Source organism: Desulfoferula mesophila, assembly GCF_037076455.1.
Classification (GTDB): domain Bacteria; phylum Desulfobacterota; class Desulfarculia; order Desulfarculales; family Desulfarculaceae; genus Desulfoferula; species Desulfoferula mesophila.
In genome coordinates this window covers 958,788-980,884 of sequence record NZ_AP028679.1, presented here as the reverse complement: position 1 = coordinate 980,884, position 22,097 = coordinate 958,788, and the positions used below count along the sequence as shown (strand labels likewise).

At 64.8% G+C, this 22,097-nt stretch carries 19 protein-coding genes; 5 read left to right on the top strand and 14 right to left on the bottom strand.

The genetic code is table 11. The annotated features are described in order from the left end of the window. Positions 1 to 130: 130 nt before the first annotated feature. From AACH32_RS04285 to AACH32_RS04275, 3 genes are all read left to right on the top strand, one after another. Positions 131 to 877, top strand: coding sequence for a FadR/GntR family transcriptional regulator (locus AACH32_RS04285; protein WP_338605544.1), 747 nt, complete (start codon positions 131 to 133; stop codon positions 875 to 877). Further along, on the top strand, positions 874 to 2,310 hold the full coding sequence (locus AACH32_RS04280) for an aryl-sulfate sulfotransferase (protein ID WP_338605543.1): 1,437 nt from the start codon (positions 874 to 876) through the stop codon (positions 2,308 to 2,310). The genes AACH32_RS04285 and AACH32_RS04280 overlap by 4 nt, the downstream gene beginning before the upstream one ends. A 78-nt stretch (positions 2,311 to 2,388) precedes the next feature. After that, a complete protein-coding gene (locus AACH32_RS04275; protein WP_338605542.1) occupies positions 2,389 to 3,000 on the top strand; it encodes a DUF2238 domain-containing protein in 612 nt (203 codons plus the stop codon). Here the strand turns inward: AACH32_RS04275 and AACH32_RS04270 are convergent. From AACH32_RS04270 to AACH32_RS04210, 13 genes are all read right to left on the bottom strand, one after another. Continuing rightward, the gene (locus tag AACH32_RS04270; protein WP_434062351.1) at positions 2,997 to 4,364 is read right to left on the bottom strand and encodes a sodium:solute symporter family protein; all 1,368 of its coding nucleotides are present in this window, start codon (positions 4,362 to 4,364) and stop codon (positions 2,997 to 2,999) included. The two genes, AACH32_RS04275 and AACH32_RS04270, sit on opposite strands and share 4 nt — an antisense overlap. Positions 4,365 to 4,496: 132 nt before the next feature. Next, positions 4,497 to 4,889, bottom strand: coding sequence for a VOC family protein (locus tag AACH32_RS04265; protein WP_338605540.1), 393 nt, complete (start codon positions 4,887 to 4,889; stop codon positions 4,497 to 4,499). Between the two features lie 153 nt (positions 4,890 to 5,042). After that, entirely contained in the window at positions 5,043 to 5,465 is a 423-nt protein-coding gene (locus AACH32_RS04260; RefSeq protein WP_338605539.1) for an acyl-CoA thioesterase, read from the bottom strand. 59 nt (positions 5,466 to 5,524) lie between these two features. Beyond that, positions 5,525 to 7,078, bottom strand: coding sequence for a class I adenylate-forming enzyme family protein (locus AACH32_RS04255; protein ID WP_338605538.1), 1,554 nt, complete (start codon positions 7,076 to 7,078; stop codon positions 5,525 to 5,527). A 40-nt stretch (positions 7,079 to 7,118) separates the two neighbouring features. Further along, entirely contained in the window at positions 7,119 to 8,432 is a 1,314-nt protein-coding gene (locus AACH32_RS04250) for a TRAP transporter large permease (protein ID WP_338605537.1), read from the bottom strand. 7 nt (positions 8,433 to 8,439) lie between these two features. After that, complete coding sequence (locus AACH32_RS04245) at positions 8,440 to 8,964, bottom strand: TRAP transporter small permease (RefSeq protein WP_338605536.1); 525 nt, start codon at positions 8,962 to 8,964, stop codon at positions 8,440 to 8,442. Positions 8,965 to 9,055: 91 nt separating this feature from the next. Then, positions 9,056 to 10,018 (bottom strand): TRAP transporter substrate-binding protein DctP, encoded by a 963-nt coding sequence (gene dctP, locus AACH32_RS04240; RefSeq protein WP_338605535.1) that lies wholly within the window; start codon positions 10,016 to 10,018, stop codon positions 9,056 to 9,058. 822 nt (positions 10,019 to 10,840) lie between these two features. Then, a complete protein-coding gene (locus tag AACH32_RS04235; protein ID WP_338605534.1) occupies positions 10,841 to 11,980 on the bottom strand; it encodes an acyl-CoA dehydrogenase family protein in 1,140 nt (379 codons plus the stop codon). A gap of 40 nt (positions 11,981 to 12,020) precedes the next feature. After that, positions 12,021 to 13,454 carry a B12-binding domain-containing radical SAM protein gene (locus AACH32_RS04230; RefSeq protein ID WP_338605533.1) on the bottom strand — a complete coding sequence of 478 codons (1,434 nt, stop codon included), beginning with the start codon at positions 13,452 to 13,454 and terminating at the stop codon, positions 12,021 to 12,023. 36 nt (positions 13,455 to 13,490) lie between these two features. Further along, a complete protein-coding gene (locus tag AACH32_RS04225; protein WP_338605532.1) occupies positions 13,491 to 14,429 on the bottom strand; it encodes a ketopantoate reductase family protein in 939 nt (312 codons plus the stop codon). Between the two features lie 62 nt (positions 14,430 to 14,491). Continuing rightward, a complete protein-coding gene (locus AACH32_RS04220; RefSeq protein WP_338605531.1) occupies positions 14,492 to 16,231 on the bottom strand; it encodes an FAD-binding oxidoreductase in 1,740 nt (579 codons plus the stop codon). A gap of 15 nt (positions 16,232 to 16,246) precedes the next feature. Next, positions 16,247 to 17,524: a (Fe-S)-binding protein gene (locus AACH32_RS04215; RefSeq protein ID WP_338605530.1), complete on the bottom strand. Its 1,278-nt coding sequence runs from the start codon at positions 17,522 to 17,524 to the stop codon at positions 16,247 to 16,249. A 13-nt stretch (positions 17,525 to 17,537) separates the two neighbouring features. Next, complete coding sequence (locus tag AACH32_RS04210) at positions 17,538 to 19,001, bottom strand: FAD-binding oxidoreductase (protein ID WP_338605529.1); 1,464 nt, start codon at positions 18,999 to 19,001, stop codon at positions 17,538 to 17,540. A 431-nt stretch (positions 19,002 to 19,432) separates the two neighbouring features. Between AACH32_RS04210 and AACH32_RS04205 the strand changes: the two genes are divergently transcribed. Both AACH32_RS04205 and AACH32_RS04200 read left to right on the top strand, forming a co-directional pair. After that, the gene (locus AACH32_RS04205) at positions 19,433 to 19,891 is read left to right on the top strand and encodes a MarR family winged helix-turn-helix transcriptional regulator (protein WP_338605528.1); all 459 of its coding nucleotides are present in this window, start codon (positions 19,433 to 19,435) and stop codon (positions 19,889 to 19,891) included. A gap of 165 nt (positions 19,892 to 20,056) precedes the next feature. After that, a complete protein-coding gene (locus AACH32_RS04200; RefSeq protein WP_338605527.1) occupies positions 20,057 to 21,142 on the top strand; it encodes a 3-isopropylmalate dehydrogenase in 1,086 nt (361 codons plus the stop codon). A 70-nt stretch (positions 21,143 to 21,212) separates the two neighbouring features. Here AACH32_RS04200 and lipA read toward each other — a convergent pair whose 3' ends face one another. Continuing rightward, positions 21,213 to 22,097: a lipoyl synthase gene (gene lipA, locus AACH32_RS04195; protein WP_338605526.1), complete on the bottom strand. Its 885-nt coding sequence runs from the start codon at positions 22,095 to 22,097 to the stop codon at positions 21,213 to 21,215.

Genomic DNA, 22,097 nt, shown 5'->3' with positions numbered 1-22,097 from the left:
CCGGCGGGCCCAGCGGCCCGCCGGGGCCCCGGCCCCGCAGAAGCCGGATGCGCGGGCCCGTACCAGTCCCCGTTCCCGAGGAACGATATTTCCAGGCAGCCGGGCTAAGCGCCCAGGCAAGGTGTTAGTTATGCCCTTCACGCGCATCGACAAATCGCGCCGTTTCCTGCAGGTGTCGCACCAGCTGCGCCAATCCATCTTTCGCGGGGAATACCAGCCCGGTCAGCGGCTGCCCAACGAAAGGGAGTTGGCCGAGACCTTCGGCACCTCGCGCATCATCGTGCGCGAAGCCATCTGGGACCTGAAGAAGTCCGGCCTGGTGGAGGTGAAGCGGGGGGCCCATGGCGGGGCTTTCGTGCAGGAGATGAGCCACGACGCGGTGACTTCGGTGATGCGCGACATGGCCAGCCTGGGCAAGGTGCGGCCCGCCCACATCGTGGAGGTGCGCCTGCTCATCGAGCCCACCGTGGCGGCGCTGGCCGCCCAAAGGGCCGACGAGGACGACCTGGACCGGCTGCGCCAATACTTGGCGTTGGTGCCCACAAAGGGCACCCCGGATTATGTGCGCTGGCAGATCGGGTTCCACCGCCTGGTGGCCCAGGCCTCGCACAACCCCCTGTTCGCCATGCAGGTCAACATCTTCCTGGATTTCACCGAGGACATGATCCTGAGCCTCAGGCAAAAGGACCGCATCTACCACGACAGCGTTACGCACTCGCTGATCTTGGAAAAAATCGTGGCGCGCGACCCCGAGGGGGCTCGGCGACTTTTTTACGATCACCTGCTGCAGATCAAGCCGGCCTTTGACGACTGGGAAGAGAAATTCGGCACCAACGGCCTGGTGGATTCGCAGCCCCGTCTCGAGGAGCAAGCATGACTTATCCGAGCATCTACCCCACGGGCACGACCATTTATGATCCCTCCCGCTGCTGGAGCGGCTACACCGTATTCCAGGCCAAGGAACTGGGCGCCTTGCTCATCGACATGAACGGGGCCGAGGTCAAGTTGTGGAAGGGCCTGCACGGCCTGCCCAACAAAATCCTGCCCGGCGGTTACGTCCTGGGCTCCACCGGCGAGCGCAACACCAAGTACGGCATGCAGGACTACCAGGACGTGGTGCAGGTGGACTGGGACGGCAAGGTGGTCTGGCGCTTCAACGAGCACGAATACATCGAAGACCCCGGCGAACAGCCGCAATGGATGGCCCGCCACCACCATGATTTCCAGCGCGAGGGCAACCCGGTGGGCTATTACGCCCCGGGCCTGGAGCCCCAGCCCCTTAGCGGCAACACCCTGGTGTTGGTCCACAAGAACGCGCACAACCCGAATATCTCGGACAAGCTGCTATTGGACGACGCCTTCGTGGAGGTGGATTGGGACGGCCAGATCGTGTGGGAGTGGGTCTTGAACGAGCACTTCGACGAGTTCGAATGGAGCGAGGAGGCCCGCAACATCCTGAGCCGCGACCCCAACCTGCGCAACTGCGGCGGCGACTGGATGCACGTCAACTCCATGTCCGCCCTGGGGCCCAACAAGTGGTTCGACGCCGGCGACGCCCGCTTCCACCCGGACAACCTCATCTGGTCCGCCCGCGAGGCCAACATCATCGGCATCACCGACAAGAGCTCCGGCAAGGTCGTCTGGCACATCGGGCCCGACTACGCCGCCAGCCCGGCGCTCAAGAAGCTGGGCTGGATCATCGGCAAGCACCACGCCCACCTGATCCCCCGCGGCCTGCCCGGCGAGGGCCATTTGCTGGTTTTCGACAACGGCGGCTGGGCCGGCTACGGCGCCCCCAACCCCGGCGCCCCCAAGGGCACCAAGAACGCCCTGCGCGACTACTCCCGCGTGTTGGAGATCGACCCCGTCAGCCTGAAAATCGTCTGGCAATACACTCCGGCCGAGGCCGGCTACCGCATGCCCATGGACGCCAACCGCTTCTACAGCCCCTTTGTGAGCAGCGCCCAGCGCCTGCCCAACGGCAACACCCTCATCACCGAGGGCAGCGGCGGCCGGATCATCGAGGTGACCGCTGAACACCAGATCGTCTGGGAGTACATCAGTCCCCACTTCGGCACCTCCAGCCGCTTCAACATGGTTTACCGGGCCTACCGCCTGCCCTACGAGTGGGTGCCCCAGCTGGACGCCCCCCGCGAGACCCCGGTGGAGCCGGTGGACGTGGCCGCCTTCCGCATGCCCGGCGCCGCCGAGCCCGGCGCCAGGGAGGTCACCGAGGTGGCCGGCGTCAAGCCCTACCAGCGCACCGAAGCCCTGTGCGTGGTGAGCAGCGCGGACCTGGTCAAGGATTAGCGCCCCGGTCCGCCTTCCCTTGGGCCGCCGTTTTTGGCATCATGGGGCTCGCAAGAGCCCCGGGCCAAGGGAGGAGCCATGGACCGCACCGACAAGTTCAACCTGTTCTACCTGGTCAGCTTCCTGGCCCTGCTGGCCTGGTCGGGCTTTAGGCCCTACGACCGCTTCACCTGGCTCTTGGAGGTGCTGCCCGCGCTAATGGCCCTGGCCGCCCTGGCCATCACCTATCGCCGCTTTCGCCTCACCCGCCTGGTGTACCTGCTCATCTGGCTGCACGCCATCATCCTGCTCATCGGCGGGCACTACACCTATGCCCGGGTGCCCCTGTTCGACTGGCTCAGCCAGGCGCTGGACCTGGGGCGCAACAACTACGACAAGCTGGGCCACTTCGCCCAGGGCTTCGTGCCGGCCATGGTCACCCGGGAGGTGCTGTTGCGGGGCCACGTGGTCACCCGGCGGGGCTGGCTGAGTTTTCTGGTGGTAAGCGTGTGCCTGGCCATCAGCGCTTTTTACGAGCTCATCGAGTGGTGGACCGCGGAGCTCACCGGTACGGCGGCGGAGGACTTCCTGGGCACCCAGGGCTACGTGTGGGACACCCAGAGCGACATGGCCCTGTGCCTGCTGGGCTCCATCCTGGCCTTGGTCTGCCTTACCCGCCTGCACCAGCGCCAGATTGACGCCTTGCCCTAGGCCGGAGCGCGGCTCAGGAACTTGCCCAGCCAAAACACCAGGGCGTTGCAGCCCACCCCGATGATAAGGCCGTCCACGCCGCCGGGCGCGCCCAGACCCACGTTCCACAGCACCGTGCCCCCCAGGCCCGCCGCGGCGGCAGCCAAAAACACCCCCGCCCCGGCCCGGGTGCCGAAAAAGGCGGCCACCAGGGGCGGCAGGATCACCGGAGCCCAAAAGTTGTAGGCATAGAGCAGGATGCCCAGCACGCTCTTGATGCTGATGGCGAAGACGATGGCCAGGATGCCGGTGATGAGGTTGGCTCCCTTGGCCAGCCGAAGCTGTCCCCGCTCGCTCAGGGGATTGCGCATGGCCGGCAGCACCACGTCGCTGGTCAGGCACACCGCCGCGCCGTTGAGAAAGGAGTCGGCCGAGGACATCACCACCGCGATGATGCCCGCCACTACCAGGCCCCGGAGCCCCACGGGCAGGGCCTGTTGCACCAGATAGGGCAAGGCCAGGTTGGGATCCAGGTCCGGGGCCATGGTCAGAGCCACCAGGCCGATGGCCCCGGATATGGCGAAAAAGGGCACCGAGAACAGGCCGGACCACAGGGTGCCCCGGGCGGTATGGCCTGCGCTGCGCCCGATCATCAGGCGCTGCACGTAAGGCGGCACCAGGGTCTCGCCCAGGAGAAAGGTGAGGAACAGGGAGATGAAGGCCCAGGGCCCCATCTCGCCCAGCAGGGTCAGGTGGTCCGCCGGGACCTTGTCGGCCACCGCCCGCCACCCGCCGGCCAGGTCCAGCCCCAGGAACAAGGTCAGGGGTATGCCCACCCCCAGGATCAAAAACTGCAGGATGTCGGTGAAGACCACCGCCCGCATGCCGCCCACCGTGGAATAGGCGATGGCGATGCTGCAGCCGATGAGGATGCCCACCAGGTAGTCCAGCCCCAAAAAGAGGTTGAACACGTAGCCCATGGCCCCCACCTGGGCCCCCATGATCCCCGCGCAGAGCATCACCCCGAAAACGCCGGTGACCATGCGGCCGGGTTTGCCGTAGGCCTGCCCCATGATGCCGCCCACGCTGATGGCATCGGGGAAGCGCTGCATGCGCGGCGCGATCACCGTGGCCACCAGCACCTCCTTGAGGCTGAAGCCCCACAGGGCGAAGATGTTGACGATGCCCACCAGGAACACCTTCTCGGCGTTGCCCATGGTGAAGCCGCCGCCGATGAAGGAGGCGGACAGGGTGGCGAAGACCACCCAGGCCCCGAACTCCCGCCCGGCCACCGAAAAGTGCTCCAGCTTGGTGACGCCGCGTCCGGCCCACAGGCCCACCAGCAACACGGCCAGCAGGCTGGCCCCCAGGATCGCATGGTCTATCAGAGTCATCTTCCACCGCTTCTAGCGTAGTCGCCGCACAGAGAAACGCCCACCGCGCGGCCCTGGGGGCCGGGGTGGGTCGCAAGTTTGGATTCACCGTGGCGCGCCGGCAAGCGCCGCCGCGAGGAGGCCTCAGCCCAGCTGCACGAACTCCACCACGTTGCCGTCGGGGTCTTGCACCATGGCGATGCGCACGCCGGGGCGAATCTCCACCGGCTGGAGCTCGAAGGCGACGCCCAATTCGGCCAGCTTGGCGCAGACCTCGTCCAGGTTGCTGATGACAAAGGTCACGTAGCGAAAGCCCAAACTGGCGGTGATGCCCTGGGCCCCGGCCGGGGGCACTTCGCTGGGGTCGATCAGCTTGAAGTCGCTGGTGCCGTAGCGCAGCCGGTGCAGGGTTCCCATGCCGCTGGCATTGCTGCCCACGTAGGCCAAGCCCAGGGTATCGCGGTAAAAGGCCAGGCTGGCGTCTATGTCCTTGACCAACACGCCCAGATCAATACTGTCCTTGGCCGGCTTGAGCATAGCTGCTTCTCCTTTGGCTGAGGTTGCGCTTCAGACGATCCCGCCGGGGGCCTGCCCTTGCGGCGGGATCCTAGGCGGCAATGATAACCCAGCTGGCGGTATCTGCCGATACCCCAGGCTGGGCAAGAGAAAAAATCCCGTCCAGCGGCGGGTTCAGCGGGCGCTTTGCTCCAAGGCCCGGTGTATGTCGGCGGGGATGTCGCGGGCGTGGAAACGCTCGGAGTCGCTCACATCCAAGCAGATGCGCTTTTCCAGGCCCTGGACCATTAGCGCCTGGGAGGCGGCGTCGATAATCCGGTGGTCCAAGGTCACCGTCTTGGCGGCCAGCTCCGCCACCTTGGTGTCGATGCGTATTTGCTGGTGATAGCGACCGGGGGCGAGGTATTCGCAGGAGGTCTTGACCAGGCCGAAGCAGATCTGGCGCTGCTTCCACACCTCCCCCAGATTGAAGCCCAGGGCCTCGAAAAACAAATGCCCCGAGGCGTCGATCCACTCGTAGAAGCGGGGATAAAAGACGATCCCCAGGGAGTCCAGATCCCCCCACATGATCTTGCGTTCCACGCTGTTGACCAACATGCTCCTCTCCCCGGGCCGGTCGGCCCCTGCTGCGTGCCGCCGGGCCGGGCCGGGAAGGGTCAGGCCGTCTCGCCCGCGCGGAACTGGTCGCGAACCACTCTCTTGAGCAGCTTACCGGTGGGGCTTTTGGGAAGCGAGTCCCAAAATTCCACGGTGCGGGGTTTTTTGTAGGAGGCCAGATTAGCCTTGCAATGCTCGATCAACTCCGCGGGCTCCAGCTTGGCGCCCTCATGGAGCACCACGATGGCCTTGACCGACTCGCCCCAGTGGGGGTCGGGCACTCCGATGACCATGGCCTCGCGCACCGCCGGATGCTGGTAGAGCACCTCCTCGATCTCCCGGGGGTAGATGTTCTTGCCCCCGCTGATGATCATGTCCCCCTTGCGGTCCACGATGAAGATAAAGCCCTCGGCGTCCCTGCGGGCGTAGTCGCCGGTATGCAGCCAGCCATCCTTCATGGCCGCCGCGCTCTCCTCGGGCAGGCGCCAATAGCCGCTCACCGCGCTTTCGCTGCGCACCACCAGCTCCCCCACCCGGCCCGGCGGCACGTCCCGGCCGGCTTCGTCCACCACCCTGGTGTCGAAGTTGAGCACCGGCCGCCCGCAGGAGGCCAAACGCTCCACCTGCTCCGGCGGGCCTTCCAACACGTGGTCCTCGGGCCGCAGGATGGTGGTCATGGGGCCGGTCTCGGTCTGGCCGTAGAACTGCATGAAACCGCACCGGAAGCGGCCCATGGCCTTCTTGAGTAGCTCCACCGGCATGGGCGCGGCCGCGTAGAGGATCAGGCGCAGGGCGCTCAGGTCGTAGGTCTCGATGTCCTTGTTGTCGAGCATGCTGCTGATCATGGTGGGCACGAACTGGCAGATGGTGATGCGATGCCTGGTCAGCAGGTCCAAGACCTGGGCCGGATCGAAGCTGCCCTCCCGGCGCAGGACAAAGGTGTTGCCCAGCATCATATGGCAAAAACGGTCCTCAAAGGTGACGTGGTAGAAGGGGAACAACAAGAGCACCCGGTCGTCGGGGCGCACCCCCACCTCGATGGCCGCGCTCAGGGCGTTGAGGCAGTTGTGGTGGTGGGTGCGCAGCGCCCCCTTGGGACGCCCGGTGGTGCCGGAGGTGAGGAAAATGCTCATCAGGTCCTCGCCCCGGATCTCTACCCCCGGCTCGGCCTCGCTGGCCCCGGCCATGAGCGCCTCGTAGTCCAGGTGATCCGTGGCGGACTCCCCGCCCAGGCACACCGCCTTTTCCAGGCAGGGATTGTCCAGCATCACCTGAGTCACCAGCTCCTGGAAGTCGCGGTGGTAGATGATGAAGCGGGGCTCGATGTAGTCCACGATGCGGTTCATCTCGCCCAGGCGCAGCAGGTTGTTGATGGGCACCATCACTCCGCCGGACTTGCACAGGGCCAGGTAGATCTCGAAAAACTCGATGCAGTTGTTGGTGAGCACCGCCACCCGGTCGCCCTTTTTGAGCCCCTGGGCCATGAGGGCGTTGGCCAGCCGGTTCGCCCGGCGATTGAACTGGCCGTAGGTGAGCGAGGCCTCGCCCATGATCAGGGCCGGTTTGTCGGGCAGGCGCTCGGCGCTGCGGCGCAGCATGTCTCCTATATTCATTTGCTCTACTCCCTGAGCAGGTTGCTTGGGCCGGGCAAGGTCAGTGCATGATGTGCTCCGGCAGCAGCAAGACGATGACCGGGAAGGCCATCATCAGGGCGATGGCCACCATGTCGATAATCACGAAGGGCAGCGTGGAGCGGATGATCTCGCCCATGCTGACCTTTTCGGGGGCGACCCCGCGCATGACGAACAAGAGGAACCCGAAAGGCGGCGTCTTCATGGCCACCTCCAGGTTGACCAGCATGATGATCACGAACAGCACCTCGTTGATGCCCAGGGCCTTCACCAGGGGCATGAAGATGGGCAGGGTGATCATCATGATGGAGATCTGCTCCATGAAGGTGCCCAGCACCAAGAGCACCAGTTGCATGGCGATCATCAGGAATATCGGATGCAGGGGCAGGCCGGAGACGAACTCCACCAGGCCCGAGGTGGCCCCGGTGTAGGCCAAAAGCTGGCTGAAGGCCAGGGAGCCGGTGAGGATGGTGAACATCATCACCGCTATCTTGAGGGTACCCACCAGCGATTTTTTGAGAACCTCGAAGGTCAGGCGGCGGTAGACCGCGCAGAGGATCACCACCGACATGGCCCCCATGGCCGCCGACTCGGTGGGGGTGGCCACCCCCAGGAAGATGAGCCCCACCACCACGAACACCACCCCGGACATGGGCAGCAGATACTTGGCCGACACGGCCAGCTTGTGGCGCAAGGGGATGGGCTCGGGTTGGTAGCTGGGGGCGATGGCGGGATTAAAATAGCAGCGCCCGATGATGTAGAGGACGTAGAGGGCCGCCAGCAGCAGGCCGGGCAGGAGCCCGCCCACCAGCACCTTGCCCACCGAGACCTGGGCGATGGAGGCCAGGATCACCGCCAGGGCGCTGGGTGGGATGATCATGGCCAGGCCGCCGCTCATGCACGAGCCGATGCTGATGGCCGGCTGGTAGCCGCGCCGCTCCATCTCCGGGATCATGATGGAGCCCAGCATGGCCGTGGTGCCCATGCTGGAGCCGCTGAGGCAGGAGAACATGGTGCCCGCCCCCAGGGTGACCAGGCTGAGCCGCCCCGGCAGGCGCCCCAGCCAGGAGTCCACGATGTCGATGGCTTTGAGCGCCAGCTGGGAATGAAGCAGCAGCTCGCCCATGAGCACGAACAGGGCCACGGGCAACAGGGAGAACATGGTCACCGAGCTGTAGATGCTGTCCACCAGCTGCTCCAGCCCGGCCAGGCCTCCCCACAGGCAATAGGCGCCGATGAGGTTCACCACCAGGAAGCTGAAAGCCACGGGCAGCCCGGTGGCCAGGATGGCCAAGAGTCCGCCCAGGATCAGGGCCAGGGTCCACCACCACTCCATAGCTACCTCAGGCCCTCTCGTTGGGGTTTTGCCCCGGAGCTCCCCGCAGGTAGTCCCGCCGGTGCTCCAGGGTTTGGCGCGCGAATTGGATGGTGAGCATCAGGCTGCCATAGGGGATGACCCACAACAGCGTCCATTTGGGGATGCTCAGGGTCTTGATCTCGGGGTTGCCCCGGATGAAGGCGTCCATGGTGGCCTGGCAGCCGACGACGAACAGGACGGCGCAGGCCACGGTGCCCGCGATGGCGGTGAGGTACTTCAGGCGGGCGATGGAGCGCTCGCTGAGATAGAAGTAGACCAGGTCCACTCGCACGTGGCCGTTTTTGCGCAACAGCCAGGCCGCCCCCAGGAAGGTGACGTAGAGCAGCAGGTATTCGCACACCTCCACCACCCAGCCCATGGGGCTCTGAAACCAGTAGCGCATGATGACGTCCACGCACACCGCCACCATCATGAACAGGAATATGAGGCCCGCGGCGGCGGCTCCCGCCGTCACCAGGCCGTCGAACAGCTTCACCGCCCTGCCTGACATAGGACTCCCGGAGGGGCTGAGCGCGCCGCGAGGAGCGGCGGCGGCCCCTGGTGGGCGCCCCGGCCCCCGCGCGGGAGCCGGGGCGCCGGGCTTACTTCTTCTTGGTGGTCAGCTTGCGCATCTCGGGCCCGTACTTGGGGGCCTGCTCGATCACGTACTTCCAGGTCACGTCGTTGGCCAATTCCACGAACTTCTTGGCGTCGGCGGGGGGCAGGACCAGCTTCTTCATGCCGGCGGCTTGCATGATCTTCCAATCGGTTTCCATGCGCACCAGCGAACGGGCCGTGTCGATGCCCTCCATTATCTCGGTCACGTCCTTGAGCACCTTTTGCAAATCCGGGGGCAGGGACTTGAACTTGTCCAGGTTGACGATGGTGGCGGGCTCGATCTGGAAGGCGCCGGGGATGACCTCGTATTTGGTGACCTCGTGCCAGCCCAGGCCGGGTATGGCGTAGGCGGGCCACACGAAGCCGTCCACCACCCCGCGTTGCATGGCGGTATAGATCTCCATGGGCGGAATGGTGATGGGCTTGGCCCCCAGGGCCTTCATCCAGGGGATATACAGCGGAGCCACCCTGATCTTGAGGCCCTTGAGCCCCTCGATGCCGTCAATTTTCTTGTTGAGGAACAGGCGGAAGGGCACCAGGGAGTTGAGCGAGCCCAGGTACTCGGCGTTGACCTTCTCCCGGAATATCTTGACCCACAGGTCGAAAGCGCCGGTCTGGCGCTCTTCCCAGGCCGGGATCTGGGACAGCCCCCGGCACATGAACACGGCGCCCAGGGGCTTGAAAAAGGAGAAGGGGTTGTAGAGCAGCATGTCCACGGAGCCCCGGCGCAGGGCGTCGGCCTGGTCAAAGGTCTTTACCACCTCGGGGCCGCCCAGCCAGTTGATTTTCAAACGGCCCTGGGACTTCTCCTCCACCAGTTTGATGAACAGGGGCAGGCCCAGGTTGTGGGGATGATTTTTGGGGAAGGCCGAAATGGCCTTGATGGTATAGACGTCCTTGGCCTGAACCGCGGCGGCCGGGGCCAGCAAAAACGCCGCCGCCAACATGCAGGTCACCCAGATCCCTACCAGCCCCCTCCAAGGCCCAAAAATCCTAGCCACCATCCGAACCCTCCTTTGCTTCGGTTTGCAGGGCGCGGCTATCTCCGCTCCCTAATAAACGTCTGAAACAAGAGGCCTAGGGGATGTTTTAAGCTTCGGCTGCCCGGCGGGGGCCAGGGAATCAGATTGTGTGGGTCAAGGTTGTGTGATCCCGTCCCGTTCTCGGAAGATTTAGCAACGTTGTCGGCTTGCCCGGCCGGGGCAGGTAGCTGCCCGCACTTGCAACGCCTCGTTAATTTATAGCTTATTAGTTTATAGTTTAATTAATTCGCCGCTGTCAAGTAGTTTTCTATAATCAATAAGTTCCCGGCTTTAATGAGTTTCCGATAACCGCTGATGGTTCAGCGATCATATGCGATCCAACCTCGGATGCCCAGGCTCAGTCAGCCCCTCCCTACGAGATGGAGCCATACTCGGTCCGGCTCGGCTATCTCACGGGGTGGTTCGCAATCCTTTCAACGGAACAACTACGCTATCTCGCAATAATTACTACATGTTATTAGAATTAATTACTCTTGTGGGCCGCATGCCGGGCGCCCACCCCAGAAATTAACTGTATGTATTTAATATTAAAGGTTTTCATATTTGCCGGCCCCAAAGGGGCGATGCTCTTCATCCAGCAAATTATCAACTATTTATCCGCGACAGACGCGACAACCGCTGGATTCCCCCGGCCAATCGCCCTGCTCGGAGACCGCCGCCCCCGCCGTCGGGTCGCGGCGCGGCGGCGTTCGCCCGGCTAGCCTCGCCCCGAACGCGCCGCGCCTCTTAGAGCATCCTGCGGCCGATGACCATCTTCTCCGCTTCCTTGGTGCCCTCGTAGATCTCCAGGATCTTGGCGTCGCGGTAGAAGCGCGAGATGTCGTATTCGTCCACGTAGCCGTAGCCGCCGTGTATCTGCAGGGCCTGGTTGCACACCCACACCGCCGTCTCCCCGGCGTAATACTTGGCCATGGAGTTGAGCACCGGGTCCGGGCGGTCCTGGTCCACCAGCCAGGCGGCCTTGTAGGTGGCCTGGCGGACCAGCTCGATACGGGTGGCCATCTCGGCCAGGGTGAACTGGATGGCCTGGTTGGTGATCAGCGGGCGGCCGAAGGTGATGCGCTCCTTGGCATAGGCCACGGCCAGGTCCAACGCCCCCTGGGCCAGGCCCACTCCCTGGCAGGCCACGGTGGTGCGGGTGGCGTCGAAAAAGTGCATGAGCTGCTTGAAGCCCTGGCCCCGCGTGCCCACCAGGTTGTCCAGGGGCACCCGCACCTGGTCAAAGGCCACCTCGGCGGTGTCGCTGGCCCTGAGGCCCATCTTGCCCTTGATGGGCGTGGCGACCACGCCGGGGCGGTCCGACTCCACCATGATCAGGCTGTGGCGCTGGTGGGGCGAGGCGGCCTCGGGGTCGGTGAGGCAGAACACGGCCATGTAGTCGCACACCGTGCCGTTGGTGATGAACATCTTGTTGCCGGTGATGACCCACTCGTCGCCTTCGGCCACCGCCTTGGTGCGGGCCGAGGCGATGTCGGTGCCCGCGTCGGGCTCGGTGTAGGCTCCGGCGGCGATGGCCTCGCCCGCGGCCAGGGCGGGCAGATACTTTTGCTTCTGCTCCTCGGTGCCGAAAAAGGCGATGTTCTGGGAGCCGAAGGCGGCCGACTCGATGGCCTGGGTGATGCCCAGGTCCACCCGGGCCATCTGCTCCACGATGAGCGCCTGCTCCAGGAATCCGAAACCCGGGCCGCCGTACTCCTCGGGGATGGTGGGGCCCACCAGGCCGATCTCCGCCGCCTTGCGCACCACCTCCCGGGGATAGCGCTCCTGGCGGTCGCATTCCTTGGCCAGGGGGGCGATCTCTTGCAGCGCGAAACGCCGCGCCGTCTCCTGAATCAGTTTGTGCTCTTCGCTCAGATCATAATCCATGGGAAACCTCTTTTGGCTAAGGCGGGAGCGCCGCCGTTTTTCACTCTTCGCGGCTGATGAGCAGCATGTTGCCCTTGCGGCTCAAGCGGTCGTAGGCCGCGTCCAGGTATCGGCGCAGCCAGCCCAGCACCGCCTGTTCGTCCACGGGCACGAACACGGGCTGGTACAGGTCCTTTTCCTCGCGCCACAGCTCGCCCCAGGTGCGCCGGGCCAGGGGGGTGTGGGGGTACACCCTGACCCCCAACTGCACGGCCACCTGCCGGGGCCGGGCGCGGTTTATCAGCTCGCAGGTCTCGGCCACGCTGGCTTCGTTCTCGCCGGGGTAGCCCAAGAGCAGGTGGAAGCCGAAGGCCACGTGGTCCAGCTCGCCCCCGCGCAGCCAGCCGGCGGCCGCCTCCTTAAAGGCCTCCACAGAGGCCTGCAGCCCCGCGGTGTCGTAGGGCTTGCCCAGGCGGGCCAACATGCGGTCGCTGCCGCTCTCCAGGTCAAAGGGGAAAAACATGGCTCGCCCGCCGCTGCCGTCCGGATGCTCGTGGCGGCACCACCCGTTGGTGTCCTTGATCAGCTCCAAGAACTCGCGGTCGATCTGGGCGGGGTCCAGGTAGGCGTGCCAGGAGTAAGGGACGATCCCCTCGCTCCGCATGGCCGCCACCACCGCCTTGGCGTGCTCCAGAGGGCGGTTGAAAATATCATCGGCGAACATGAAGCGCAAGGGTAACGAGCGCCCCCCATGCACCTCGGCCAACAGCCCGATCTCCTCCAGCACCGCCCGCGGGTCCTTGAGCCGCTGTCCCGGACCGTTGATCAAGGGATAGGGGCAGTAGCCGCAGGCCGAGCCGCAGCCCACCTTGCTGCGCACCCCGAAGGTGCCCTCCCCTATCGGCAGCTCCAGATAGCGGGCCAGCAACTCGCGGTTTTGCAGGCGGCCCATGGCCTCGCCGCCCTGGGCCCGCTCCAGGCGCGCCACCGGCTCGCCCGCCGCGATGGCTTCCACCGCGCCCACCAAGGCGCTCTCGGCCGGGCCCACCAGGCCGTGCCAGGTGGCGGGGCGCCCCTCCAGAAAGGCTTCGGGCATCATGGAAAACCCGGTGCCGCCCAGCAGCACGTGGGTATCCGGCGCGGCCGCGGCTTGCACGCAGTCCAGGTAGGCGATGAGTTGGGGCAGATAGTGGTGCAGCTCCGCCCCGCCCTCTTGCACGGGATAGGTGGAGTCGATGTTGCGCAGGCTCAGACCGATCACCTCCCAGGGTTGGGAAGCCACCGCCTTTTGGATCAGGGCCAGGCTGCGCGCCCCCCGCTGGCCCAGATCGCGCGAGGCCAAGGGACCGCCCGCCCGGGTCAGGTCCAGGATTTTGGCCGTGCCTCGGCCGGAGTCGGCCAGGGCCCCTTGCAGATAGTCCAAGCCGATGGGGTAGACCGGAAAGGCCTCGTTGAATGGCGTGGTGTTGGTGTCGATGAGCAGTACGTCGGCCATGAACGGGCCCAGCCTTTTCTCGCCGCCCGCGCGGCCCTATGCCTTGAGGTAGTTGTTCTCCAGGGCGCGCACCAGGTCGGTCATCACCTGGTAATGGTGAACCTCCAGGCCCACCTCTTGGGCGTAGGCGCACACCTTGCCGCCCAGGTACTCGATCTCCGTGGGCTGGCGGTTGGCCAGGTCCACGCACATGGAGTCCTTGTGGGCCCCCACCTTGTCCAGGTAGCCCATGACCTGCTCCAGATAGTCCGGCCCCAGGTCATAGCCCTTGGCCTTGGCCACGGCCAGGATCTCCTGGAAACAGGCGTCGGCGATGCGCCGGGTGGGCGGGTCGTCCAGGCAGGCCCGGATGGTGCGGTCGGTCACCGCGCAGATGTTGGCCATGGTGCACTTCATGATCATCTTTTTCCAGATGAACAGCTTGATGTCCGGCACCAGCTCGGTGTCCAGGCCGCCCTGGGTCAGGGCCTCGGCCAATCGGCGGCCCGCCTCCCGGCTGGCCTCGTCCACCGCCCCCAGGTGATTGGGCCGGTTGAAAAAGGCCACGTGCACCCGGCCGGGGGACTCCAGGCCCACCCCGTAGTTCAAGGACATGCGCAGCGCCGCCTGGGGGCCGAAGCGCTGGGCGATGAGGTCCTCGGTGCCCAGGCCGTTGTGGGCGCTGACGATCTTCATGCTCGGCCAAAAGACCGGGGCCAGATCCTCCAGCACCCGGGGCAGGTGAAAGGTCTTGGTGGCCAGGATGATCACATCCGGCGGGTCGTCGGCCAGGGCGGCCACGCCGCCCACGGCGCGCCGCACCGGCGCCTGGTATTCCAGGGCCCCATCGACGCTCAGGCCATTTTGCTTGAGGGTTTGGGCCTTGGCCTCCGAGGAAGCCACCAGCACCGTGTCGGGGCGTTGCTTTAGCAGGGCGGCGGCCAGCACCGCGCCGGTGGCGCCGATGCCCACGACCGCAATGGATGTTTCAGACACTGATCGACTCCCGCGCTAGGGGTGGACCGGAGCCCCATTTATGGCTCCGGTCCTCCCCAGGGTCAACCAATTTCCTTGTCGTCGCGGTCCCAGTACCACTCCGGCAGGCAGTCCTTCCACTCGATGTCCCGGCTGGTGAGCACCTTCCACCACTCCTTGCCATCGTGCATCAGCTCGCTCCAGGTCTGGAAGTTGTAGTCCTCCTTCCACTTGGGGGCGAACTCGTCGATGACCCGGTCGTGCAGGTCCAGGGGCGGGTTGGAGATGTCCAGGGGGTCCACCGCCTGGCGCACCTTGTCGTAGATCTCGCCGTAGTTGGGGCCGAAGGCCGGGCCGGTGAGGCCCATGACGCTCAGGCTGCCGATGTTGGCGGTGAACTGGCCGTGGTCGATGGCGGTGCGCTGGCTGGCCACCCAGTGTTCCCAGGCCTTGTACTCGCCGGATTCGTACTTGCCCAGGGGGTGCTCCGGGTCCCACTGGATGAGGAACTCGAAGTAGCTGGTGTGACCCATGTCGGTCATCTGGATCCAGCCCTCCTCGCCGTACTCGTCCACCAAGGGCGGGGTGAACTTGGACTCCTTTTCCTTGAGCAGGGTCTTGCCCCGGGCAAAGGAGTGCTCCAGGGTCTCCACCACGAACTCCACCGACACGTAGCCGCCGGCCGGCCACCACATGCCCGCCGAGTCGGCGTTCTTGATCCAGGATTGGTCCGACTGCTTGGTACGGCCCAACTCGGCGCCCAGCCCGTTCATGATGTCCATGAGCACCGATTCCTCGTACTGGAGCTGCTCCTCGCTGGTGTAGCCGATTAAGAGCACCCGGCAGACTGAGCTGGTGGCCCGGGAAGAGCGGATCTTGGCCTCGTCGGGCCCCCACTTGCTCCAGAAGTCCTCGCGGGAGTGCGACTTGCCCCGGTAGCGCCAGATGGTGGGCACGCGCATGACCGCCGCGCCGATCTCGCAGCGGGAGATCTCGCGCATGGCCTTGCGCATGGCCTCCTCCGAGGGCATGCGGAAGTTGTACCACTTGATGCGGTTGTCCGGAAACTCCAGGGTGGAAAGCATGCCCCGCTCCACCGGCTGCATGCGCTCAGGCAAGAACAGGGGGTGCATCTTGATGGCCATCTTGGTGATGATGCCCACCTTGCCCCACCAGCCCAGATAACCGCGCAGCAGGCCGCGCAGGTCCGGGCCGGGGCCCTCGCCCCAGTAGGGGTCGTCACTGGTGGCCAACGAGCCCAGGCGGATCACCTCGCCGTTGGGCAGCACCCACTCCACACCCAGGATGCGCCGGGTGGCCAGACCCAGGCGGTAGTTGAGGGGCGAGTAGTTGCAGGTGAGCATGTTGCCGATCACCGCAGCCTGGGAGCCGCCGCCTGGGGTCATGGTGTACATGCCCCGCTCCTGGGCCTCGGCCTGCAGGGGCGAGTGGATCTGGCCCGGCCCCACGATGGCCACCATGTGCTTTTCGTCCCACTCCAACGAGCGCATGCGCGACAGGTCGATGGATACGTGGAAGGGCACCTTACCGCCGCAGTGCACCCCCCAGAAGGCTCCGATGGGGGTGTAGGGCAGGTGGTAGCGCATGCAGACCTTGACGATCTTCTGCACCTCTTCGGTGTCCTTGGGCATGACCACCACGCCGGGGGGCTGCTGGCCGCGCTGATAGATGCAGTCGTGGATCTCGCCGCCCTTGACGTAGCTCTCGGTGATGGCCACGTCGTCGGTGACCCACTCGGGTCCAACTATGTTTTGCAGGGCGTTGTAAGCCGCCTTGGATACCTTCTCGGTAACTTTGGGCATGGCCTCTTCCTTTCTCTAAAGCGCCTGGGCGATCAGCTCGGTGATGTCGAAGACCTGGACCTGGTGGTCCCGCTTCTTCTGGCCCGCCTCGAACTGCTCCTTGCAGTAGGGGCAGGCGCTCACCACGGCCTCGGCGCCCACGGCCTTGGCCTCCTCCAGCCTCTCGTCCACCGCGTAGGCCGCCAGGTCGGGGTAGGCCTCGGGCACCCCGCCATGGCCGCCGCAGCACCAGGAAAACTCGTGGTGCCGCTTGAGCTCCACCAGCTCCACCCCTTGCAGGGCCTTCAAGATGTTGCGGGGAGCCTCGTAGGTGCCGGCGGTGCCCCGGTTGAACTGCTTGGCCTCGAACCCCTTGGCCGGCTCCAAACAGCCCCACTGGCCGCGGTCGCCCTCCCAGTGGGTGTAAGGCTCGGACATGCGGCCCAGGTTACAGGGGTCGTGCCAGGCCAGCTTCATGTCCAGCTTGCCTTTGAGCTCCAGTTCGCCCTTGCCCAGGGCCTCGTCCACCAGTTCGGTGATGTGCACCACCTCGAAGGGCAGATCACAGGTGCTCTTTTTCATCAGGCGGGGATAGTCCACCTTCCAGGTCTTGTAGCACTCGGCGCAGGCGGTGACCAAGCGCTTGGCCCCGGTCTTGGCCAAGGCCTTGAGGTTCATCTCCATCTGCTTCTTGAAGGCCTCAAAGTGACCCATGGCGAACAGGGGATGGCCGCAGCACTGCTCGCCGGGCAGCAGCATGTAGCCGCCCAGCTTGCCCAGGATCTTGTCGGTGGCCTGGGCCACCTGGGTCTGTTTGTAGGAGGCGCCGCAGCCCGCGAAGTACACCGTGTCTGCCTTCTTCTTGGCCTTGGTCGGCTTCCAGGCGGTGCGCTCCTTGGCGGGCAGGCCGTAGCGGTTCTTGCTCTTCACCACGTTGTCGATGAGCTTCTGGTGCTGCTTGGGGTAGCGCCCGCTCTCCACCATGTGGCCGCGCAGGGCCTCCAGGGAGTAGTTGATCTCCAGGTCCAGGTTGCGCTTGCAGCCGCTGTCACAGGCCCCGCACATCAGGCACTGGAACACCATGTCCTTCATGCCCGGCGAGTCTTTGAGGCGATCCTCGGTAAGGGCCAGGCCCAGCTTGAGGCGGCCGTAGGCCACCTTGGAGAAGTAGTACTTGCCGTAGCTGGGGCAGCGGTACACGAAACGATTGTCAGGCATGTAGATGTGGTCGAGCCACTTGCAGCTGGCGCAGCGCATGCACCGGCGCATTTCGTACATGTAATCTTTGAGCTCCAACGATCCTTCCACGATCATTTGGCCGCCTCCTTTAGAAACAGACATTGCCGGGGCACATGACGTAGTTGGGGTCCAGCACCTCTTTCACCCGGGTGATGGTGTTGGTGTAGCCGCGGGCCTTTTCGAACACCATGGGCGAAAGCAGGCCGTAGGGCCGGGAGAAGAAGGCCCCTTGCGCCAACAACTTGGCCGCCGCGTCCATATAGAGCGCCTTGACCATGGCCTTTTCGTCGGCATCGTCCGGGTCGTAGTAGAACTGGTACTCCAGGTGGCAGGCCCGGCCCTGCTCGATGGGCTGCAGATACACCCCCATCTGGCGCACGTCGTAGCCGTGGGCCCCGGCGGTCTCGGTCACCAGCTCGGTGAAGGCCGCCGCCTGCTCCATCTTGGCGATAAACAAGAGGTCCTCGCATTCGCCCTTGAGCTGGTGCTTCCACCAGGTGCGCTCGGCGGGCCAGGGGTTGCGCAGCATGTCCGGCAGCTTGCGCTCCAGGCCCACCGCCCCGGCCAGGGACTCGTCCACCCGGACAACCCCGGGTTGGTTGGCGCACACCTCGTCCAGGGCCTTTTTCTCGTAGGCCAGCTTGGCCTCCGGCGAGCGCGGCGGCCCGGAGAGCACCAGCACGATGAACCAGGGCGGCAACTGGCGCTTGAGGGCCTGGTAGGTCTTGTCGCTGCCGTCGCCGAAGATCAGTGCCCCCACCTGGTTGTTGATCAACAGGCACTCGTTGCCGATCATGCGCCGCTGCATCTGGTACAGGGGCTCGACGGCCGCGCCGATGTCGTCAAAGGTGATGAAGTAGGTCTTGTCGATCTCGGGCAGATACTCGAACTTGACGATGGACCAGGTGACCACTCCCATGGTGCCCTCGGCCCCCTGGAAGAAGCGGTACCAGTTGGTGCCCGGCCCCTCGGGGTTGCCGCCCTTGGAGTCGGCCTTGTCCGGGAAGCCCGGCACGCTGGCCGAGCCGGTGCGGAAGCGCATGCCCGAGCCCCAGATCACCTCGTTGGAGGTCATGGGTTCGCCGTACTCGTAGCGGGGGTTGGTGGGCACCTCGCGCTCCAAAAGGCTGGCCACCACCGAACTGTCGGCCAGGGGCATCAGGGGCATCACCATGCGGTGGCCGATCTTCATCAGCTCCGGCTGCAACTGGCCCCAGGTGACCCCCGGCTCGATGCGCACCAAACGGTCGGGCACGTCAAAGTCCAGGATGCGGTTCATGCGCTTGAGATCCACGATGATCCCGCCCATCTTGGGCAGGGTGGAGCCGTGGAAATGCTGCCGCGAACTTGCCGGGATCACGGGCATCTTGATCTCGTTGGCCAGTTGGACGATCTTCTGCACCTGTTCGGCGGTGTCCGGCCACACCACCGCATCGGCCAAGCCGTTGCACTCCAACAGGCTATGGTCCTTGGCATAGGGGAGCAGGGCTTTGCGGGTGGTGTCCACATGCTCCTTCCCCACTATCTCCGCCAGCTTCGCCTTGATTTGCATAGGGCCCTCCTCGCAATGCTCGGCATTTTATTTAACGTATTATTTATTTAATTGTTTAGTTTGGCCCTGTCAAGGATTTTCGCTTCAGGCGGCCCCGCCATGGCACATTTCAAATTAATCTATTAGTATCGGGATGATATGTAACACAATACGATTTGGCCCACGCGCGCGCCCCACCTGGCGGTGAGCCGGATTACAGGCCGCGCCACCCAACGACCGTCCCCACGGTCCGGCCGAAAATGATCATTTTCTTGGCTCCCCCATCAAGGCCGCCCCCAAATTACCTCGTAAGTTTAGACAAATAGCCTTCAGCAGCGGCCACCGGCCATATAGGCGCCGGCAATTTACCTTTTGCCGGTTGACATAATTTTTAATAACTAATATGTTTATTTAGCGTCTTAAGTTTCTCGTCACCCCAACGGATCGGTCTCATGAGCATCAGCCGGTATCGCAGCAGCCTCAGCGTGGATGAAAAAGTTTTAATGAGCATGGTCCGGGTTTCCGAACTGTTCAAGAAAACCGCCTCGGAAATATTCAAGAATTACGGCCTTACCTTCACCCAGTACAACGTGCTTCGGGTGCTCAACGCCTCGGAGGACGGCACCAACACCATCACCAAGGTGAGCAAGATATTGCTGGTTACCGGGGCCAACATGACCGGGGTGGCCAAGCGCATGGAGCGCGACGGCTTTTTGCTGCGCAAGCGCTACAGCCAGGACGAGCGGGTCACCTTGCTGGAGATCACCCCCAAGGGCAGAAAGGCTCTGGAAAACATCCAGCCGGAAAAGGAAAAGCACATCGACAACTTCGTGGGCGAACTCTCCGGTGAGGAAAAAACCCACGTCCTGGCCTTGCTCAAGCAGATCTACAGCAAAAACGAAAGCAAGTAGCCCCCTGGCCGCCGCCGGGGCCGCCCTGGCCCCGCGTTACACAATGTGACCTAACCTTCTAAAATCATTGACAACCTGTCTTGGTTTGCGTAAAGAACCTCAAAGACCTTTAACAATCACCAGCACCGGGACGCCGGCCAACGGCGCCTGTGAGGAAAGGCCAGCATGACCGACTATGCTATAGCCAATCTGCCCGGAGACGGGGTGGGCCAGGAAATCGCCCAAGAGGCCATGAAGATCCTGGCCGCCGCGGGCGACAAGTTCGGCTTTACCTGCCGAGTGGAAAGCTTCGACTGGGGTTGCGATTATTACCTCAAGCACGGCGAGATGGGCCCCGCGGACAAGCTCACCACCCTCAAGGACTTTGACGCCATCTTCCTGGGCTGCATCGGCGACGCGGCCAAGGTGCCGGACCACGTCTCGCTCACCATCCTCCTGGAGATCCGCAAGGGCTTCGACCAGTACGTCAACCTTAGGCCCATCAAGCTCTACCCCGGGGTGGCCACCCCCATACGCACCGCCACCCCCGAGAGCGTGGACTTCGTGGTGGTGCGCGAGAACACCGAAGGCGAATACTCCGGCACCGGCGGCTTTTTCAAGCCCGAGGCGCCCGAGGGCTTCGCCTTCCAGACCGCCGTCTTCTCGCGCAAGGGCTGCGACCGGGTGATCCGCTACGCCTTCGAGCTGGCCCGTGAACGCCGGGGCCGGGTGGAGGGAGACCGGGTGGGCATGCTCACCAACTGCACCAAGTCCAACGCCCTCAACTACTCCATGGTCTATTGGGACAAGATCTACCGCGAGGTGGCGGCGGACTATCCGGACATCAAGCAGGATCTGGCCCTGGTGGACGCCATGACCATGTGGATGGTGAAAAACCCCGAGTATTTCGACGTGGTGGTGGCCTCCAACCTCTTCGGCGACATCATCACCGACCTGGGGGCCATGCTGCAGGGGGGCATGGGCTTTGCCGCCGGGGGCAACATCAACCCGGAGAGGAAGTTCCCCTCCATGTTCGAGCCCATCCACGGCTCGGCCCCCAAATACGCGGGCCTGGGGGTGGTCAACCCCATCGCCTCCATAGAGTCGGTGCGCATGATGCTGGAGCATCTGGGCCAGGCCGAGGCGTCCCGGGCGGTGCAGGACGCGGTGACCCAGGTCCTGTCCCAGGGCGCGGTGCGCACCAAGGACATGGGCGGCACGGCGAGCACCGCCCAGGTGGGCGACGCGGTGAAGGCGGCCCTCCTGGCCTGAGCCTGGCCTTGAAAGCAAGCAGGGGTCCGGCGCATGGCCGGGCCCCTGTCTTTTGGCGCGTACCGTGGCCCTAGGAGCCGGCCGCCTCCCGCACCGCCTTCCAGGCCCGGTCGGCCCGGTAGGAGCTGCGCACATAGGGCGAGGCGGCCACGTACTTGAAGCCCAGAGCCAGGGCCTCCCGCTTCAGCTCGTCGAACTCGGCCGGGGGCACGAAACGCTCCACCGGGGCGTGCTCAGGCGAGGGGGCCAGGTATTGCCCCAGGGTGAGGATGTCGCAGCCCGCCCCGCGCAGGTCGCTCAGCACCCCCAGCACCTCTTCGCGGCGCTCGCCCAGGCCCAGCATGATGCCCGACTTGCTGGCCGCGGCGGAGACCCGCTTCACGTTGGCCACCACCTCCAGGGAGCGCCCATATTGGGCTCCCCGGCGCACCGGGCCGTAGAAGCGGGGCACCGTCTCCAGGTTGTGGGCGATCACCTCGGGCTGGGCCCGGGCCACCATTTCCAACAGTTCCAGCCGCCCCTGGAAGTCGGGGATGAGCACCTCCACGCTGGTGTCGGGACTGGCCGCCTTTACCGCCCGCACCGCCGCGGCGAACTGGCCCGCCCCCTGGTCGGGCAGGTCGTCGCGGGTCACCGAGGTGATGACCACGTGCTTCAGGCCCAATTGGGCGGCGGTTTGGGCCAGGCGGTCGGGCTCCTCGGGATCGATGGGCGCGGGGCGGCCGTGTTTGACCGCGCAAAAGCGGCAGCCCCTGGTGCAGATATCGCCCAGGATGAGGAAGGTGGCCGTGCCGCAGGCAAAGCACTCCCCCTGGTTGGGGCACTGGGCCTCCACGCACACCGTGTTCAGGGCCTGGCCCTCCATGAGGGCGCGCATGCGGCGCAGGCTCTCCTGATCCGGCGCTTTTTGCACCAGCCAGGAGGGCCGGTGGTGGGGGGTGCCTCCCTGGGCCAT

What these genes read in the sequence shown, in the direction of transcription:
- AACH32_RS04285 (WP_338605544.1), top strand. Translation starts at nt 131, where the DNA reads ATGCCCTTCACGCGCATCGACAAATCGCGCCGTTTCCTGCAGGTGTCG.
- AACH32_RS04280 (WP_338605543.1), top strand. Translation starts at nt 874, where the DNA reads ATGACTTATCCGAGCATCTACCCCACGGGCACGACCATTTATGATCCC.
- AACH32_RS04275 (WP_338605542.1), top strand. Translation starts at nt 2,389, where the DNA reads ATGGACCGCACCGACAAGTTCAACCTGTTCTACCTGGTCAGCTTCCTG.
- AACH32_RS04265 (WP_338605540.1), bottom strand. Translation starts at nt 4,889, where the DNA reads ATGCTCAAGCCGGCCAAGGACAGTATTGATCTGGGCGTGTTGGTCAAG.
- AACH32_RS04260 (WP_338605539.1), bottom strand. Translation starts at nt 5,465, where the DNA reads ATGTTGGTCAACAGCGTGGAACGCAAGATCATGTGGGGGGATCTGGAC.
- AACH32_RS04255 (WP_338605538.1), bottom strand. Translation starts at nt 7,078, where the DNA reads ATGAATATAGGAGACATGCTGCGCCGCAGCGCCGAGCGCCTGCCCGAC.
- AACH32_RS04250 (WP_338605537.1), bottom strand. Translation starts at nt 8,432, where the DNA reads ATGGAGTGGTGGTGGACCCTGGCCCTGATCCTGGGCGGACTCTTGGCC.
- AACH32_RS04245 (WP_338605536.1), bottom strand. Translation starts at nt 8,964, where the DNA reads ATGTCAGGCAGGGCGGTGAAGCTGTTCGACGGCCTGGTGACGGCGGGA.
- dctP (WP_338605535.1), bottom strand. Translation starts at nt 10,018, where the DNA reads ATGTTGGCGGCGGCGTTTTTGCTGGCCCCGGCCGCCGCGGTTCAGGCC.
- AACH32_RS04235 (WP_338605534.1), bottom strand. Translation starts at nt 11,980, where the DNA reads ATGGATTATGATCTGAGCGAAGAGCACAAACTGATTCAGGAGACGGCG.
- AACH32_RS04230 (WP_338605533.1), bottom strand. Translation starts at nt 13,454, where the DNA reads ATGGCCGACGTACTGCTCATCGACACCAACACCACGCCATTCAACGAG.
- AACH32_RS04220 (WP_338605531.1), bottom strand. Translation starts at nt 16,231, where the DNA reads ATGCCCAAAGTTACCGAGAAGGTATCCAAGGCGGCTTACAACGCCCTG.
- AACH32_RS04215 (WP_338605530.1), bottom strand. Translation starts at nt 17,524, where the DNA reads ATGATCGTGGAAGGATCGTTGGAGCTCAAAGATTACATGTACGAAATG.
- AACH32_RS04210 (WP_338605529.1), bottom strand. Translation starts at nt 19,001, where the DNA reads ATGCAAATCAAGGCGAAGCTGGCGGAGATAGTGGGGAAGGAGCATGTG.
- AACH32_RS04205 (WP_338605528.1), top strand. Translation starts at nt 19,433, where the DNA reads ATGAGCATCAGCCGGTATCGCAGCAGCCTCAGCGTGGATGAAAAAGTT.
- AACH32_RS04200 (WP_338605527.1), top strand. Translation starts at nt 20,057, where the DNA reads ATGACCGACTATGCTATAGCCAATCTGCCCGGAGACGGGGTGGGCCAG.
- lipA (WP_338605526.1), bottom strand. Translation starts at nt 22,097, where the DNA reads ATGGCCCAGGGAGGCACCCCCCACCACCGGCCCTCCTGGCTGGTGCAA.